This is a genomic window from Streptococcus sp. HMSC061D10, assembly GCF_001808865.1.
In the GTDB taxonomy this organism is placed as follows: domain Bacteria; phylum Bacillota; class Bacilli; order Lactobacillales; family Streptococcaceae; genus Streptococcus.
Genome location: NZ_KV795030.1, coordinates 25,280 through 41,282 on the forward strand (window position 1 = coordinate 25,280; position 16,003 = coordinate 41,282).

At 41.4% G+C, this 16,003-nt stretch carries 16 protein-coding genes; 14 read left to right on the forward strand and 2 right to left on the reverse strand.

Translation table 11 applies throughout. From position 1 onward, the window contains the following. A partial coding sequence (locus tag HMPREF2728_RS09670; protein ID WP_186822208.1) for a ZmpA/ZmpB/ZmpC family metallo-endopeptidase occupies window positions 1-3,061 on the forward strand: 3,061 nt, incomplete at its 5' end. Between the two features lie 130 nt (window positions 3,062-3,191). Here HMPREF2728_RS09670 and HMPREF2728_RS09675 read toward each other — a convergent pair. Continuing rightward, the gene (locus HMPREF2728_RS09675) at window positions 3,192-4,166 is read right to left on the reverse strand and encodes an aromatic acid exporter family protein (RefSeq protein ID WP_075227794.1); all 975 of its coding nucleotides are present in this window, start codon (window positions 4,164-4,166) and stop codon (window positions 3,192-3,194) included. A gap of 64 nt (window positions 4,167-4,230) precedes the next feature. Further along, entirely contained in the window at window positions 4,231-5,436 is a 1,206-nt protein-coding gene (sstT, locus tag HMPREF2728_RS09680) for a serine/threonine transporter SstT (RefSeq protein WP_075227795.1), read from the reverse strand. A 150-nt stretch (window positions 5,437-5,586) separates the two neighbouring features. On the opposite strand from sstT, the gene HMPREF2728_RS09685 reads away from it, so the two are divergent. From HMPREF2728_RS09685 to gmk, 13 genes are all read left to right on the forward strand, one after another. Then, the gene (locus HMPREF2728_RS09685; protein WP_049529950.1) at window positions 5,587-6,153 is read left to right on the forward strand and encodes a mechanosensitive ion channel family protein; all 567 of its coding nucleotides are present in this window, start codon (window positions 5,587-5,589) and stop codon (window positions 6,151-6,153) included. A 51-nt stretch (window positions 6,154-6,204) separates the two neighbouring features. Beyond that, the gene (locus HMPREF2728_RS09690) at window positions 6,205-7,110 is read left to right on the forward strand and encodes a magnesium transporter CorA family protein (protein WP_049508908.1); all 906 of its coding nucleotides are present in this window, start codon (window positions 6,205-6,207) and stop codon (window positions 7,108-7,110) included. A 24-nt stretch (window positions 7,111-7,134) separates the two neighbouring features. Further along, entirely contained in the window at window positions 7,135-7,662 is a 528-nt protein-coding gene (locus HMPREF2728_RS09695) for a YqeG family HAD IIIA-type phosphatase (RefSeq protein WP_075227796.1), read from the forward strand. A 2-nt stretch (window positions 7,663-7,664) separates the two neighbouring features. Continuing rightward, on the forward strand, window positions 7,665-8,771 hold the full coding sequence (gene yqeH / locus HMPREF2728_RS09700) for a ribosome biogenesis GTPase YqeH (RefSeq protein WP_075227797.1): 1,107 nt from the start codon (window positions 7,665-7,667) through the stop codon (window positions 8,769-8,771). A gap of 211 nt (window positions 8,772-8,982) precedes the next feature. Then, complete coding sequence (gene yhbY / locus HMPREF2728_RS09705) at window positions 8,983-9,294, forward strand: ribosome assembly RNA-binding protein YhbY (RefSeq protein ID WP_000060171.1); 312 nt, start codon at window positions 8,983-8,985, stop codon at window positions 9,292-9,294. 52 nt (window positions 9,295-9,346) lie between these two features. After that, window positions 9,347-9,976, forward strand: a complete 630-nt coding sequence (locus HMPREF2728_RS09710; protein WP_075227798.1) for a nicotinate-nucleotide adenylyltransferase — start codon at window positions 9,347-9,349, stop codon at window positions 9,974-9,976. Next, window positions 9,976-10,569 carry a bis(5'-nucleosyl)-tetraphosphatase (symmetrical) YqeK gene (gene yqeK / locus HMPREF2728_RS09715; protein ID WP_075227799.1) on the forward strand — a complete coding sequence of 198 codons (594 nt, stop codon included), beginning with the start codon at window positions 9,976-9,978 and terminating at the stop codon, window positions 10,567-10,569. Before HMPREF2728_RS09710 ends, yqeK begins: the two co-directional genes overlap by 1 nt. Further along, a complete protein-coding gene (locus HMPREF2728_RS09720; RefSeq protein WP_075227800.1) occupies window positions 10,570-11,070 on the forward strand; it encodes a cysteine hydrolase family protein in 501 nt (166 codons plus the stop codon). It begins immediately after the preceding gene. Window positions 11,071-11,082: 12 nt separating this feature from the next. Then, complete coding sequence (gene rsfS / locus HMPREF2728_RS09725) at window positions 11,083-11,436, forward strand: ribosome silencing factor (RefSeq protein WP_075227801.1); 354 nt, start codon at window positions 11,083-11,085, stop codon at window positions 11,434-11,436. Window positions 11,437-11,546: 110 nt separating this feature from the next. Then, window positions 11,547-12,287, forward strand: a complete 741-nt coding sequence (locus tag HMPREF2728_RS09730; RefSeq protein ID WP_075227829.1) for a class I SAM-dependent DNA methyltransferase — start codon at window positions 11,547-11,549, stop codon at window positions 12,285-12,287. A gap of 9 nt (window positions 12,288-12,296) precedes the next feature. Beyond that, window positions 12,297-13,394, forward strand: a complete 1,098-nt coding sequence (locus HMPREF2728_RS09735; RefSeq protein WP_075227802.1) for a nucleotidyltransferase — start codon at window positions 12,297-12,299, stop codon at window positions 13,392-13,394. A 216-nt stretch (window positions 13,395-13,610) separates the two neighbouring features. After that, entirely contained in the window at window positions 13,611-15,224 is a 1,614-nt protein-coding gene (locus HMPREF2728_RS09740; RefSeq protein WP_075227803.1) for a ribonuclease Y, read from the forward strand. Window positions 15,225-15,360: 136 nt separating this feature from the next. After that, complete coding sequence (gene gmk, locus HMPREF2728_RS09745; protein WP_000775049.1) at window positions 15,361-15,987, forward strand: guanylate kinase; 627 nt, start codon at window positions 15,361-15,363, stop codon at window positions 15,985-15,987. Window positions 15,988-16,003 lie beyond the last annotated feature (16 nt).

A 16,003-nucleotide genomic window follows, 5' to 3' on the forward strand; every position in this document is an offset into this window, starting at 1 on the left:
CGAAATTATCGCAGTAGGCACTAAGGTAGAGTCGGCCCCAGTTCCAGAACCTAAGATTGAAACCCAAACAATCCCATATAAAACAATCTATCAAGCAGATGACAGCCAAGAAGTCGGTTCTAGAAAAACGAAAACACATGGGGTCAATGGACAAGTAGAAACCACTACCCGATATACAAGAGATCAAACCAGTGGTCAGATTACAGAGTCTAGTACATCAAAAACTCTGGTAGAAAAGGTAGATGAGGTTGTTCTAGTTGGGACCAAACCAAGTGTAGAAACAAAGGTCATCGCAAATAATACGATATATGAAGCGGACCCGACACTTCCTTATCAAACAGAAAAAGTTGCTGTTCCTGGTAAGGAAGGAAGCGAAAAAACGACTACCACCTATCAAGTAGATGCTCAGACAGGTCAGGTTACAGAAAGAGAACACCAAAAAGAAGTAACAGCTCCGATTGATAAGGTAGTGAAGGTCGGAAATGTCCAAACCATTGTGACCCCAATTCCAATCAAGGAGGAACGCCGTCAGGATCCAACACTTGAGAAGGACCTTGAAAAAGTAGAAAGCCAGGGCGAGCCTGGCGAGACCACCACTACCAGAGTTTATGAAGTGAATCCTCAAACAGGTGAAATGCTATCACACACGGAAACAAGTGCTGTGACAAAAGCAATGAAGCCAAAGATCATCTTGGTGGGAAGCAAAGAAAACAAACCTCATCTTCTTCCGGTGAATACGGAGTTGGAAAATGCCATTGATGTAAGACCGGCTAGCCAAGGAATGAAGGCTGTAGATTTACTTTCCAATGCTTATGTGACAAATGCCCTCAGACCAAATATTCTGGGGCGGGATGTAATTAGTAAGAAGATTGAACTCAAAAAGACAAATCCTACTATTTCAGATGAAGAGGTTCAAGAAGTCCTTCGCAAAGAATATCTAGAGAGATTATCTATTAAAGACACACTTGAAGAAACGAAAAAGACCCTAGATACAGACCTTAAAAAAGTTGTAGCCCATACCTTGAGTGTGCTCGGAAATACAGCGGAAAGCAGGGCTAAGGTTCAGGCAGATTTAGAAGCTAATAAGGAAAAGATTCTCCTAGGTTTAACCTATATCAATCGTTTCTATAACATTGATTTTGGTAAGACCAACATCCGTGATATTCTTGCCTACAATCCAAGCTCTTTTGGCAAGAAGGTTACGTCATTAGAATGGCTAACATCTCTAGGTTCAATGAGCTATGATGAGATGAAGCTGGTCAATAGCCCACGAACATTTGAAACATACTTTGGAAAGGTAACCGATAAGTCAACTCTATTAGACTTTCTTGACTATAACCGAACTACCTTTACAAACATGGATGGTGATACTTGGTTGAAGGATGCTACAAAAGCCATCGTTGTTGAGAAAAAATCTAAAGAAAAAACAGATGAAAATGTCAGTCTCTACACGAAGTTGACCTCTGATCCTGCCAAGTACGGGGCAGAACCTCAACAGATTGATAATCGCAAACAATATAACATGGCTACTCTTCTAGGCCTAGTAAACATCAAGGAACCGAGCATCTATGCCATTACTAATATGGCAACTGTTTCCTACGGAAATATCGGAACTTATATGGATACCTCACTGGCTCAAAGCAATCCTGCTCAATATAAGGCTGAATTGGAAAAAGTGAAGGCTTTGGTTGAATTGACAGCTGAGCGTCAGGCTGCTTATGTTGATACGCTTTATAGAATCACTAAAAAAGACAATCAATCAAAACTAGTAACCAACCGTTTGATTGTGGATACTATGAAAAAGTATACTAGCAAGCAAAATGCAGGCATCAAGGAAACCTGGTCTAAGGAGTTTGGTTCAGAGGCGGATAAGGGAGTCAAGGACTTCATGTCTCCTCTAGGCATGTATTCTCCGTCCCAATCAGTTGGTGCTGAGGCAAATGGTGCAGGTGTGCGTTACTTTATTGATAGGGTCTTGGATGATCGAGGGTCAGCGACCTATTCTCATGAAATGACTCACTTGTTGGATCGCACAGTCCTCTTTAATAATTATGGTCGACGAGATGGTACAGGGGCAGAATTCTATGCACGTGGAATCTTTGAAAACTCCTACACTCCAGAAACAGATAGCTACTTTAACTTGAACTTTGTCTATGACGAGAGTGACAAAGACAGCTTCTACAACAAGACGCCAGAGCGCTTTAAATCAGCCGCAGATTTGAAAGAATATATGCACGGAAGTTTCGATGTTCTCTATACTTTAGATTATCTAGAAGCTGAGGCAAGTCGAGGATTGTCAGCTGCGGATAAGGCAGTCTACTTCAAGCAACTCTTGCCGAGTGCGACAAGTGGTTCAAGAACTCCTGTTTCTTATCCAAATCCATCTGTCAAACCAAGCCACCAGAGCGAAGAAATCAAGGCTTTAACCGAGGCAGATGCTAGCAAGCTAGGCGATGTTCATAGTTTGATTGACAATCACATCGTGGTAAATCGCTATATCATTAAAGGATTCACGGCTACAGGGAAAGTAGAAGCCAATGGCTATTATACCGTTGATATGTTTGATACGATTTATGGTGTCAACGAAAATGATAAGGGAATGAGTGGTGATATCAGCTTTAGAAAACAAGCCTTTGAACTCATGGCAGCTCTTGGCTATTACGAAGGTTTCGTTCCTTATGTCTCTAATCAGTACAAGCAAGATGCAGAAAACGAGAATCGTCCCTTGTCAGACCAATACATCTTTGAAAAGATCTTAGCTGGTAAGACCTATGCTCAATTCAAGAAGGAACAAATGGATGAACGGATTGCGAATATCAGCAAGTTAAAACCGATTACCATTGACTACAAAGGTAAGCAGGAAGTGATTTCTAGTCCTGAACGAATGAAGCAATTGATGGAAGAAGCGGTAAAAGAAGAACTTGCTCAGATTAAAGCAGGAAATATCAGTCAAAAACAATACCGTTTCATTGAAACTCCTGTTCAGAAGTTGAAAAAAGCTATATACAAAGCATATCTCAAGGAATCAGATGAGTTTAGAAATTCTATTTATTCTGCTTAAGAGCAAGATCAGTCTATCATTAGGAGTTCATAGCAATTTTGCTACTTAGTAAGATTCACTAGTTAGCTAGGTTCGAGACAGAAAAACACCTTTTGAATTGCAAGTTTTCGCAGTTCAAAAGGTGTTTTGTTTATGATGATAGATTGCTTTTTTCTTCAGAATAGCGTTGATAGAAGTCAACTTTCAGTTGAATAAAGTTTTCCAATTCGCGCAGGAGTTGAAGTAAGGTTGCGCGCGTTTCAAATTCTTCCCTTGTTTTAGGGAGATTGCGATTGCGAAATACCTGTAGGTAGCTTTCAATATCATTTAATAAATCATTGGCAGGATTGGTCTGACTGAGTTGATCCGCAATTTTAGCGAATAGCTGGGCAAGGATTAGACTTTCGCTTGCGGCTAGATTACAGGTATTGATTTGTTGAGCCATATTACGAAGAATGCGACTCTGTCTCTGTCTCATTTCGAAATAGTGGATATGATAGTCGGTCTGATGAAAGAGGTGGTCAGAGTGATCAAGATAGACCAGTTTGAGAGCTTCTTCAAGAAGCTGATCCAGTTCTTCAACGAGTTGGGCACGGTTACGACCATCGCCCTTTCCAAGATAATATTCAAAACGTTGTAGGATGTGTTTGAGTTTTTCTTCTACCTTGAGATGATAGAGATGGATTTCTTCTTGCCGAGAAGGCATGTAAAGATTGACAGTCAAGGCAAATCCCGTACCGATCAGAAATAGGAGGAGTTCATTCACTAGCAAATCAGGTGATGTGGACTTCTGAACCAAGAGATGACTGACCAGGACACTACTCGGGGTAATGCCAATTTCCCAGCCCAGTTTATAGGCCAGAGGAACATAGAGAGCCAAATAGAGACCAAAACTCCAGATGTGATAGCCAGTCAGGTAAAAGGAAAGGACGCCAATGAAAAGAGCAAGAAGGGTTGAAAATAAACGATTGCGAGCCAGATTAATGGTGCTTCGACGGGTATCCGATAAGCTCAATAGGGCAATGATACCAGCGGACACTGCTGAAGATAAATCCAGAAAGTAGGCTAGAACACAGGCTAAACAGGTTGCCAGAACGAGTTTAAAAGTACGTTGGGTGATAGACATGAGACATTTCCTAAAGTAATTGATAGAAACCAGACAAAACAAGCCCTAAATAGGCTTGCCTTGATTATTTATTGCGAGCAGAGGGAAATTCAGCTACTGCTGTAAAGAGGACATCTGTTGAAGAGTTGAGGGCAGTTTCACAAGAGTCTTGGATAACACCGATGACGAAACCTACACCTACAACCTGTATAGCGATATCATTGGTAATCCCAAAAAGACTGCAAGCAACCGGGATAAGTAGGAGTGAACCTCCAGCAATTCCTGAAGCACCGCAGGCAGAGATGGCTGCAACGATACTGAGTACAAAGGCTGTTGCAAAATCAACTGAGATTCCAAGGGTATTGACAGCTGCTAGGGTTAAGATATTGATAGTGACAGCAGCTCCAGCCATATTGATAGTTGATCCAAGTGGGATAGAGACAGAATAGGTATCTGGATTAAGCCCTAGATCCTCACAGAGTTTCATATTAACAGGGATATTTGCAGCTGAGCTTCGAGTGAAAAAGGCTGTGACTCCGCTGATACGCAAACATTTCCAAACAAGTGGATAAGGATTTTTCTTGATAAAGAGAAAAGCAATCAGAGGATTGATCACTAGGGCAACGAAAACCATAGTGGCAATCAAAAGTCCGAGTAGGATTCCGTAATTTGCTAAACTAGCGATACCTTGGTCAGAGATGGTTTCAAAAACTAACCCGAGGATACCAAATGGCGCAAGGTTGATGATCCATTCGACAATTTTTGAAGTCACACTGGCCATTGTTTTGAGTAGCTCCTTGCTATTTTTGCTAGCTTCTCGCATGGCAATCCCAAAGACGATAGCCCAAGACAAAATTCCGATATAGTTAGCTTCGATGATGGCATTGACAGGATTATCTACTATTTTTAGCAGAAGATTGCTGAGTACTTGTCCGATACCGTCTGGAGGAGTAACTTCTGTGCTAGCGCTACTCAAGACCATCTGAACAGGGAAGAGAAAACTAGCCAAAACTGCTACAAGAGCCGCAGCAAAAGTCCCCAGCAAATAGAGGAAAATAACTTTTTTCATATTGCTATCTTGGCCTTTTTGGTGTTGGGAAAGGGCATTAGCGACTAAAGCAAAAACCAGGATAGGAGCGATGGCCTTTAGTCCTCCTACAAATAAATCTCCCAATAAACCGATGCCAGTAAGATTAGGAACGAGAAGACCTAGAATAGCTCCCAAGGTCATTCCGATCCCGATCCGTTTGATTAGATTTGTTTTGTTCCAAGCACGAATAATTCTTTTCATAGAGGTCTCCTTTTTGTGTATTGTTTATGATTATAGTATAAATATGCTTGAAAAGCAAGTGAGTTATAAGTTTTATTGGAATAAATGAATATTTATGAAAAGGATGGCGAGGAAGGATTTATGGTATAATGAATAGAAAAGGAGTTTTATATGCAAGAATTTTTTCAACGTTATTTGGATAAATTAGATCTAACAACTGTATTAGAAAATCTCTTGACCAAGGTGATTTCTCTTCTACTTCTTATCCTTCTATTTTATATAGCTAAAAAGTTCCTCCATGTTGCTGTAGGAAAGATTGTTAAACCGTCACTTAAGTTTTCAAATCGAGATGCAGGTAGACAGAAGACCATTTCTCGTTTGCTTGAGAATATTTTCAACTACACACTTTATTTCTTCTTGATTTACTGTATCTTGTCTATCTTAGGGTTGCCTGTTTCTAGCTTGCTTGCAGGTGCGGGGATTGCTGGAGTGGCTATCGGCATGGGGGCACAAGGCTTCCTTTCAGACGTCATCAACGGCTTCTTTATTCTCTTTGAACGTCAGTTGGATGTAGGAGATGAAGTTATTTTGACCAATGGGCCTATTACTGTATCAGGAAAAGTAGTTAGTGTCGGAATTCGAACGACTCAACTGAGAAGTGACGACCAAGCCCTTCACTTTGTTCCTAACCGTAATATTACTGTGGTTAGCAATTTTTCAAGAAAAGAAGAGAACTGAAATTTTACTTGATTTATGGTACAATAGAAAGAGTTTGGTAAAGGAGAAACGATGTTTTTAGATAAGCAGTTAGGGAATGGTTGCACCTGGATTAATCTAGATGTGGAAATCATTAAAAATCTCGAAGACCTATCAGAAATCTATGGATTGGATAAAGAAACCATCGAATATGCGCTGGATAGAAACGAACGGGCCCACATGGATTATAACCGTGAGAATGGGACAGTGACCTTTATCTACAACGTTCTTGACTTAGAAAGGGACAAGGAATACTATGAAGCCATTCCTATGACCTTTATCGTGGAAAAACAACGAATGATTACCATCAGCAATCATAAGAACGCCTATGTCATTGATCAGATGCTAGGCTATCTTGAAAATCATGAAATCATTTCAATCTACAAGTTTCTATTTGCCGGTTTAGAGCTTATCAGCAATGCTTATTATCCTGTCATTGAACAGATGGATAAAAGTAAGGATGAAATCAGTGCCTTGTTGCGTCAAACAACAACTAAAAAAAATCTCTTTGCCCTCTCTGACTTGGAAACTGGTATGGTTTACTTGACAGCTGCGGCTAAACAAAATCGCCTCCTCTTGGAGCATATCCAGGGACATGCGCTTTATCGGAACTTTAACGAAGTGGAAAGAGAGCAGTTTGATGATGCTATGATTGAAGCACATCAGTTAGTGTCCATGACAGATTTGATTTCCCAGGTTTTACAACAACTCTCAGGATCTTACAATAATATCCTAAACAACAATCTGAATGATAATTTGACAACCTTGACCATTATCTCAGTTTTGCTAGCCATTCTTGCAGTCATTACAGGATTTTTCGGAATGAATGTCCCTCTGCCATTTACAGAAGAGCCTAATGCCTGGATATATATTTTGATTGCTAGTTTAATTTTATGGGCAATCTTGGCTCAGTATCTAAAGAAAATTGCTAGAAACTAAAAAATAGAAAGAAAAGGAGCCAGAATGGCGATTGAAAATTACATGCCAGATTTTGCTGTGGAAGCAGTTTATGATCTGACAGTTCAAAGCTTGCAAAAACAGGGAATCAAAGCTGTTTTGGTGGATTTGGACAATACCCTGATTGCTTGGAATAATCCAGATGGAACAGTAGAGATGAAGCAATGGTTGCATGATCTGCGCGATGCTGGGATACGTATCATTGTGGTATCTAACAATACTCCCAAACGTGTCAAACGAGCAGTTGAAAAATTTGACATTGACTATATTTACTGGGCACTGAAGCCCTTTACTTTAGGAATTAACCGTGCCATGAAACATTTCCACTATGAAAAAGACCAAGTGGTCATGGTAGGCGACCAGCTGATGACGGATATTCGAGCAGCCCATCGAGCAGGTATTCGTTCGATTTTGGTTAAACCCTTGGTCCAGCACGACTCTATTAAGACTCAGATTAACCGAGCGCGTGAGCGTCGTGTCATGAGAAAAATCGCTGAAAAGTACGGACCAATTACATATAAAAAAGGAATCTAATTATGGAAGAAATTCTCTGTATTGGTTGCGGAGCAACCATTCAGACGGAAGATAAGATTGGTTTAGGTTTTACACCTCAGTCAGCACTTGAAAAAGGTTTGGAAACTGGAGAAGTTTATTGCCAGCGTTGTTTCCGTCTTCGTCACTACAATGAAATCACTGATGTTCAGTTGACAGATGATGATTTCCTCAAACTCTTGCACGAGGTTGGAGATAGCGATGCCTTGGTGGTCAATGTGATTGATATCTTTGATTTCAATGGCTCTGTTATCCCAGGATTGCCACGCTTTGTGTCAGGTAATGATGTGCTCTTGGTTGGAAATAAAAAAGACATCCTTCCTAAGTCTGTTAAGCCTGGTAAAATTAGCCAATGGCTCATGGAACGTGCCCATGAGGAGGGTCTTCGTCCAGTCGATGTCGTCCTAACTTCTGCACAAAATAAGCATGCCATTAAGGAAGTCATTGACAAGATCGAGCACTACCGTAAGGGACGTGATGTTTACGTAGTTGGTGTGACCAACGTTGGGAAATCAACTCTTATCAATGCTATTATCCAGGAAATTACGGGTGACCAGAACGTCATCACAACTTCACGCTTCCCAGGGACAACTCTAGATAAGATTGAAATTCCGCTCGATGATGGTTCTTATATCTACGATACGCCTGGAATTATCCATCGTCACCAGATGGCTCACTACTTGACGGCCAAAAATCTCAAGTATATCAGCCCTAAAAAGGAAATCAAGCCAAAAACCTATCAGCTAAACCCTGAACAAACCCTATTTTTAGGTGGCTTGGGACGCTTTGATTTCATTGCAGGAGAAAAGCAAGGATTTACAGCTTTCTTTGACAATGAACTCAAACTTCACCGTACCAAGCTTGAAGGAGCGAGTGACTTTTACGATAAGCACCTTGGAACTCTCCTCACGCCACCAAATACCAAGGAAAAAGAAGACTTTCCAAAACTAGTCCAACATGTATTTACTATCAAGGACAAGACTGACCTAGTCATCTCAGGCCTAGGCTGGATCCGAGTAACAGACACCGCCAAAGTCGCCGTCTGGGCACCCGAAGGCGTCGCCGTCGTCACAAGAAAAGCAATTATTTAAAATAAAATCACCGAGCGAACAAAGTGAGCTCATAAAAAGATAGTTATTGCCGTGGTGTGATTGCCAATCTTTAGATTGGCAAGGGGCACAATTGAGACCTAGGCTCAATTGTGAGGTCAGGAAATCCATTTTTCAAAGATGAAATCATTGAAAAATTAGTTCCGACCGTCCCTCATCACCTAAAATAACTATCAAAAAAGGAAGAAAGAATATGTCATTAACATCGAAACAACGTGCCTTCCTCAACAGCCAGGCACACACCCTCAAACCCATCATCCAAATCGGGAAAAATGGACTCAACGATCAAATCAAAACCAGCGTTCGTCAGGCACTTGATGCTCGTGAATTGATTAAGGTTACACTCTTGCAAAATACAGATGAAAATATCCATGAAGTAGCTGAAATCTTGGAAGAAGAAATCGGCGTGGATACAGTCCAAAAAATCGGACGTATCTTGATTTTGTATAAACAATCAAGCAAGAAAGAAAATCGTAAGATTTCTAAAAAAGTTAAAGAAATCTAAGCACGATACTCCCAAAAACTGTATTTTACAGAAGACTAAAGGAGATTAGCCTATGGCAATCGAACTGTTAACTCCCTTTACAAAAGTGGAGTTAGAGCCAGAAATCAAGGATAAAAAACGTAAGCAAGTTGGAATCTTGGGGGGAAATTTTAACCCTGTTCACAATGCCCACCTGATCGTGGCAGACCAAGTGCGCCAGCAGTTGGGATTGGATCAAGTACTGCTTATGCCTGAATACCAACCACCTCACGTAGACAAAAAGGAAACCATTTCTGAACACCACCGCCTCAAGATGCTTGAATTGGCTATCGATGGAATCGAAGGTTTAGCTATTGAGACCATCGAGCTGGAGCGCAAGGGTATTTCCTACACCTACGACACCATGAAGATTTTGACAGAGAAGAATCCAGATACAGATTATTATTTCATTATCGGAGCCGATATGGTGGACTATCTGCCTAAGTGGTATCGAATTGATGAGCTGGTCGACCTTGTTCAGTTTGTAGGAGTTCAGCGTCCACGCTACAAGGCTGGGACTTCTTATCCAGTCATCTGGGTGGATGTGCCTCTCATGGATATTTCATCCAGTATGGTACGTGATTTCATCGCCCAAGGTCGCACACCTAACTTTCTCTTGCCAAAATCAGTGCTAGACTATATTGAGAAAGAAGGGCTTTACTGATGACATACCAAGACTATATCAACTGTTCGCGTGAAGAATTGTTGGAAAAAATGGCAGAGCTCCTACCTGAGAAACGTTTGACCCATTGTTTGGGTGTAGAGCGCGCAGCTATTGAATTAGCTCAACGTTTCGGTGTGGATGTTGAAAAAGCAGGTCTAGCAGGGCTACTTCATGATTATGCTAAAAAGCTATCAGATCAAGAGTTTCTAGACTTGATTGATCGATATCAACTTGACTCTGACCTTAAAAACTGGGGTAATAATGTCTGGCATGGGATGGTCGGCATTTACAAGATTCAGGAAGATTTGAACTTGCAAGATCCTGAAATTTTACGGGCTATCGAAATTCATACAGTCGGAGCAAGTCAGATGACAGACCTTGATAAGGTTATCTACGTCGCAGACTATATCGAGCACAATCGTGCCTTTCCAGGTGTGGACCAGGCACGTGAGATTGCTGAGCAATCGCTCAATAAGGTTGTGGCCTACGAAACAGCTCGTACTGTGGAGCATTTAGCTCACCAGGGATTTCCCATCTATCCCCAAACCCTTGGAACCTATAACGCCTATGTGCACTATTTAAAAGAGGATTAAATGAAGACGGCTTTTATCATTATTGATGTACAAAATATTTTAGTGGAAACGGGGTTTCAGACAAAAGGTCTATTGGAAAAAATTTCTTATTTACAAAACCAAGCTAGAAGTAAGAATATCGAAATTATCTATGTTCAACATATTGAGAACCCTGAAGCCCAAACATCAGAAGATTGGCAGTTATCTGCGCTTTTAAATCGAAAACCTGATGAAAAGGTCTTTCAGAAGAAGTATAATAGTATTTTCAAAGAAACTGGTTTAAAAGAATACTTGGATAAACAGGGGATTGAAAAATTAGTTTTATGTGGTATGCAGACAGAATATTGTGTGGATACCTCTGTCAAGGTTGCCTTTGAATATGGCTATCAGCTTATTATTCCAGAAGGTGCTGTCACAACCTTTGATGGGGATGACATTCCAGCTGAAACGATAAATGAATTTTATGAGGACATTTGGGAGGGGCGCTTTGCAGATGTCCTAGATTACAAACATATTTTCTAGAAAGAGGATTAAATGAACGAAAAAGAATTACTAGAACTAGTCGTGAAAGCGGCTGATGAGAAACGTGCAGAGGATATCCTCGCACTTGATGTACAAGATTTGACTAGCGTGACAGACTACTTTGTTATCACTAGCTCAATGAACAGCCGTCAGTTGGATGCTATCGCTGACAATATCCGTGAAAAAGTAGCTGAAGCTGGCTTTAAAGGTAGCCATGTTGAAGGCGATGCAGCTGGAGGCTGGGTCCTATTAGATCTCGGTAGTGTCGTAGTGCATATCTTCTCAGAAGAAATGCGTGCCCACTATAACCTCGAAAAACTATGGCATGAGGCAAATTCTGTAGACATTTTAGAAGCCTTAGCATAGAAGATGAACTCAGTTGTAATCAACTGGGTTTTATTTGCTTATGTTAGAAGAAAATTGTTAGAAAGGTAAGGGCTAGTGGTGTTTACCATGGGGCTCTTGGTATCATGATTATGGCAACTTATGAAACTTTTGCGGCGGTCTATGATGCGGTTATGGATGATAGTTTATACGACAAATGGACGGACTTTTCTCTGCGTCATTTACCTAAAACCAAGGACAGAAAGAAACTATTGGAATTGGCTTGTGGGACAGGCATCCAGTCTGTGCACTTTTCTCAAGCTGGTTTTGATGTGACTGGACTTGACTTGAGCGTGGATATGCTGAAGATTGCTGAAAAGAGAGCTACTTCAGCCAAGCAAAAGATTGAGTTTATTGAAGGCAACATGCTGGATTTGTCCAAGGCTGGTCAATACGACTTTGTGACCTGCTATTCCGATTCAATCTGTTACATGCAGGATGAGGTGGAAGTTGGGGACGTTTTTAAAGAAGTATATAATGCCCTCAATGAAGATGGTGTTTTTATCTTTGATGTGCATTCGACTTACCAGACAGATGAGGTCTTCCCAGGCTATTCCTACCATGAAAACGCCGAAGACTTTGCCATGCTTTGGGATACCTATGAGGACGATGCTCCTCACTCCATCGTGCATGAACTGACCTTCTTTGTCAAGGAGGCAGATGGTTCCTTTAGCCGTCATGATGAGGTACATGAGGAACGGACTTACGAGGTCTTGACCTATGATATCTTGCTGGAACAGGCTGGTTTCAAATCCTTCAAACTCTTTGCGGACTTTGAAGACAAGGAGCCAACAGAAACCAGTACCCGTTGGTTTTTCGTCGCTCAGAAGTAGGAGATTTCCATGACCATTACAGGTATTATCGCGGAGTTCAATCCCTTTCATAATGGCCACAAATACCTGCTGGACCAGGCGGAGGGACTGAAAATTGTTGCCATGTCTGGGAATTTCATGCAGAGAGGCGAGCCTGCTATTGTAGATAAGTGGACACGAGCCCAGATGGCGCTGGGAAATGGGGCGGACTTAGTGGTAGAATTGCCCTTTTTAGTCAGTGTCCAAGCAGCAGATTTCTTTGGACAAGGAGCAGTAGATATCTTGGCACGGTTGGGGATTAACACCCTTGCTTTCGGGACAGAGGAAGTTCTAGATTACCAGAAAATTGCAGACCTATATTCAGAACGTGGTCAAGAGATGGAGCAATTTGTGGGCAATCTACCTGATTCCCTCTCCTATCCTCAGAAAACGCAAGCTATGTGGAAGGAATTTGCAGGTCTTGATTTTTCAGGCAATACGCCCAATCATGTCCTTGCTCTGGCCTATGCCAAGGCAGTTGCAGGACGAAATATCAGACTTCATCCGATTCAGCGTCAGGGGGCGGGTTTCCATTCTGTGGACAAGGATGTGGACTTTGCCTCTGCGACAGCTCTGCGTCAGCACCAGTCAGACCAAGACTTCTTAGAACGCTTTATGCCATCTGTTTCTCTCTTTGAGCAGGCTAATAAGGTGAGTTGGGACGACTATTTTCCTTTGATACGCTATCAAATCTTGTCAAATTCCGACCTAACCACCATCTATCAGGTCAATCAAGAAATGGCTGTGCGCATTAATGAAGCTATTAAAACAGCTCAGTCTGTGGAAGAATTGGTCGAGTTAGTGACTACCAAACGTTACACCAAGGCGCGTGTCAGACGGCTCTTGACCTATATCTTGGTACAGGTCAGAGAAAACGACTTACCAGAATCCATTCATGTCCTTGGCTTTACCGAAAAAGGCAGACAACACCTTAAGTCTCTGAAAGGGCAGGTCAATCTAGTCAGCCGAATTGGCAAGGAACCTTGGGACGCTATGACCCAAAAGGCAGACCAGATTTACCAACTGGGGAATCCTAGTATAGAAGAGCAGAATTTTGGAAGAGTACCGATTAGAATAGAAAGAAACTAAGTCTACTGAGAGGTAGGCTTTTTAACTTATTTTTTTCTAAAAAAATCTTTAAAATTTTATTAGGGAGAATAGCCTATTTTATTAGGAAAAATAAGGATTTTTAGCCTTGAAATGACCAAAACAACTTCAAATTAAGGTTTGTTAAAAATGATTTTTTATGGTAGAATGTATAAGAATGCATATCATTCGGATAAACAAATAAATTGAGGTAAAAACATGGAAATTATGGCGATTGTTATCGTTGTTTTTGCCGTCATCATTGGTTTAGTCATTGGATATGTCAGCATCTCAGTCAAGATGAAATCATCACAAGAGGCTGCAGAGCTGATGCTTTTAAATGCTGAACAAGAAGCAACTAATTTACGAGGACAAGCTGAGCGCGAAGCTGATTTATTACTCAATGAAGCTAAGAGTGAAAGCAAGTCTCTTAAAAAAGAAGCACTATTGGAGGCCAAAGAAGAAGCCAGAAAATACCGTGAAGAAGTGGACGCTGAATTTAAATCAGAACGTCAAGAACTCAAGCAAATCGAAAGTCGTTTGACCGAACGTGCTAGCAGTCTTGATCGTAAAGATGACAATTTGACGAACAAAGAAAAAACACTTGAACAAAAAGAACAAAGTATTTCTGATAGAGCAAAAAACCTTGATGTACGTGAAGAACAACTAGAAGAAATTGAGAAACAAAAGCAAGCTGAACTAGAGCGTATCGGAAGTCTGACACAGTCGGAAGCAAAAGACATTATCTTGGCCCAGACAGAGGAAAACTTGACTAAGGAAATTGCTAGTCGCATTCGTGAGGCTGAGCAAGAAGTCAAGGAACGTTCAGACAAATTGGCTAAGGATATCTTGTCCCAAGCTATGCAGAGAATTGCTGGTGAGTATGTGGCTGAGTCTACCAACTCTACGGTTCATCTGCCTGATGATACGATGAAAGGCCGTATCATTGGTCGTGAAGGACGTAATATCCGTACTTTTGAAAGTTTGACAGGGGTTGATGTTATCATTGATGATACGCCCGAAGTGGTAACCTTGTCAGGTTTTGATCCTATCCGTCGCGAGATTGCCCGTATGACGATGGAAACCTTGCTTAAGGATGGTCGTATTCACCCGGCTCGTATCGAAGAGTTGGTTGAGAAAAATCGTCAAGAGATTGATAACAAGATTCGTGAATATGGTGAAGCTGCAGCCTATGAAATTGGTGCACCGAACCTTCACCCTGACTTGATGAAGATCATGGGTCGCTTGCAGTTCCGTACGTCATACGGACAAAATGTCTTGCGCCACTCGATTGAAGTGGCTAAGTTGGCTGGTATCATGGCTAGCGAACTTGGTGAAAATGCTACCCTTGCTCGTCGCGCGGGATTCCTTCACGATATTGGGAAAGCCATTGACCGTGAGGTAGAAGGCAGCCACGTTGAGATTGGTACTGAATTGGCGCGCAAGTACAAGGAACACCCAGTTGTAGTGAATACTATTGCCAGTCACCACGGTGATGTAGAACCTGAAAGTGTAATCGCAGTTATCGTTGCTGCGGCGGATGCATTGAGTGCAGCCCGTCCAGGAGCTCGTAGCGAATCGCTTGAAAGTTACATCAAACGTCTCCATGATTTAGAGGAAATTGCTAATAGCTTTGAAGGTGTTCAAAATAGCTTTGCCCTTCAAGCAGGTCGCGAAATCCGTATCATGGTAAATCCAGGTCAAATCAAAGATGACAAAGTCACAATCTTGGCTCATAAAGTTCGTGAGAAAATCGAAAACAATCTCGATTACCCAGGAAATATCAAGGTAACCGTGATTCGTGAACTTCGTGCAGTTGATTATGCAAAATAAATAAGAAAGAGCAGTTGAAAAATTACTGCTTTTTTGTTACACTAGATAGAAAGATTGTAGTGTACAGAAATGGCTTTAGATATATAGTCTTACAGAAATTTTCAAGTCATTTCACAAACTATCTAAAGGAGACATAATGGCAGACCGAGGCTTACTAATCGTTTTTTCAGGCCCTTCTGGAGTTGGAAAAGGAACGGTTAGACGAGAAATTTTTGAGAGTTCTGAAAATCAATTTCAATATTCTGTATCGATGACAACGCGGGCACAACGTCCAGGTGAAGTAGATGGTGTTGATTATTTCTTCCGTACACGGGAGGAATTTGAAGAGTTGATCCGTCAAGGGCAAATGTTAGAGTATGCAGAGTATGTGGGTAACTATTATGGAACTCCTCTGACTTATGTTAATGAAACGCTTGATAAGGGAATCGATGTCTTTCTTGAAATTGAAGTGCAGGGAGCTCTCCAGGTTAAGAAAAAAGTTCCAGATGCGGTCTTTATCTTTTTAACACCACCAGATTTGGAAGAATTGCAAGACCGTCTCGTAGGCCGTGGTACAGATAGTGCAGAAGTGATTGCTCAGCGTATCGAAAAAGCCAAGGAAGAAATTGCTTTGATGCGTGAGTATGACTACGCTATTGTAAATGACCATGTTCCTTTAGCTGCCGAGCGTGTGAAACGTGTCATTGAAGCTGAACATTTCCGTGTAGACCGCGTGATTGGTCATTATCAGGATATGCTACCAAAGTCTCCGACTATTCGATAAAATTTAGAAAACAGGT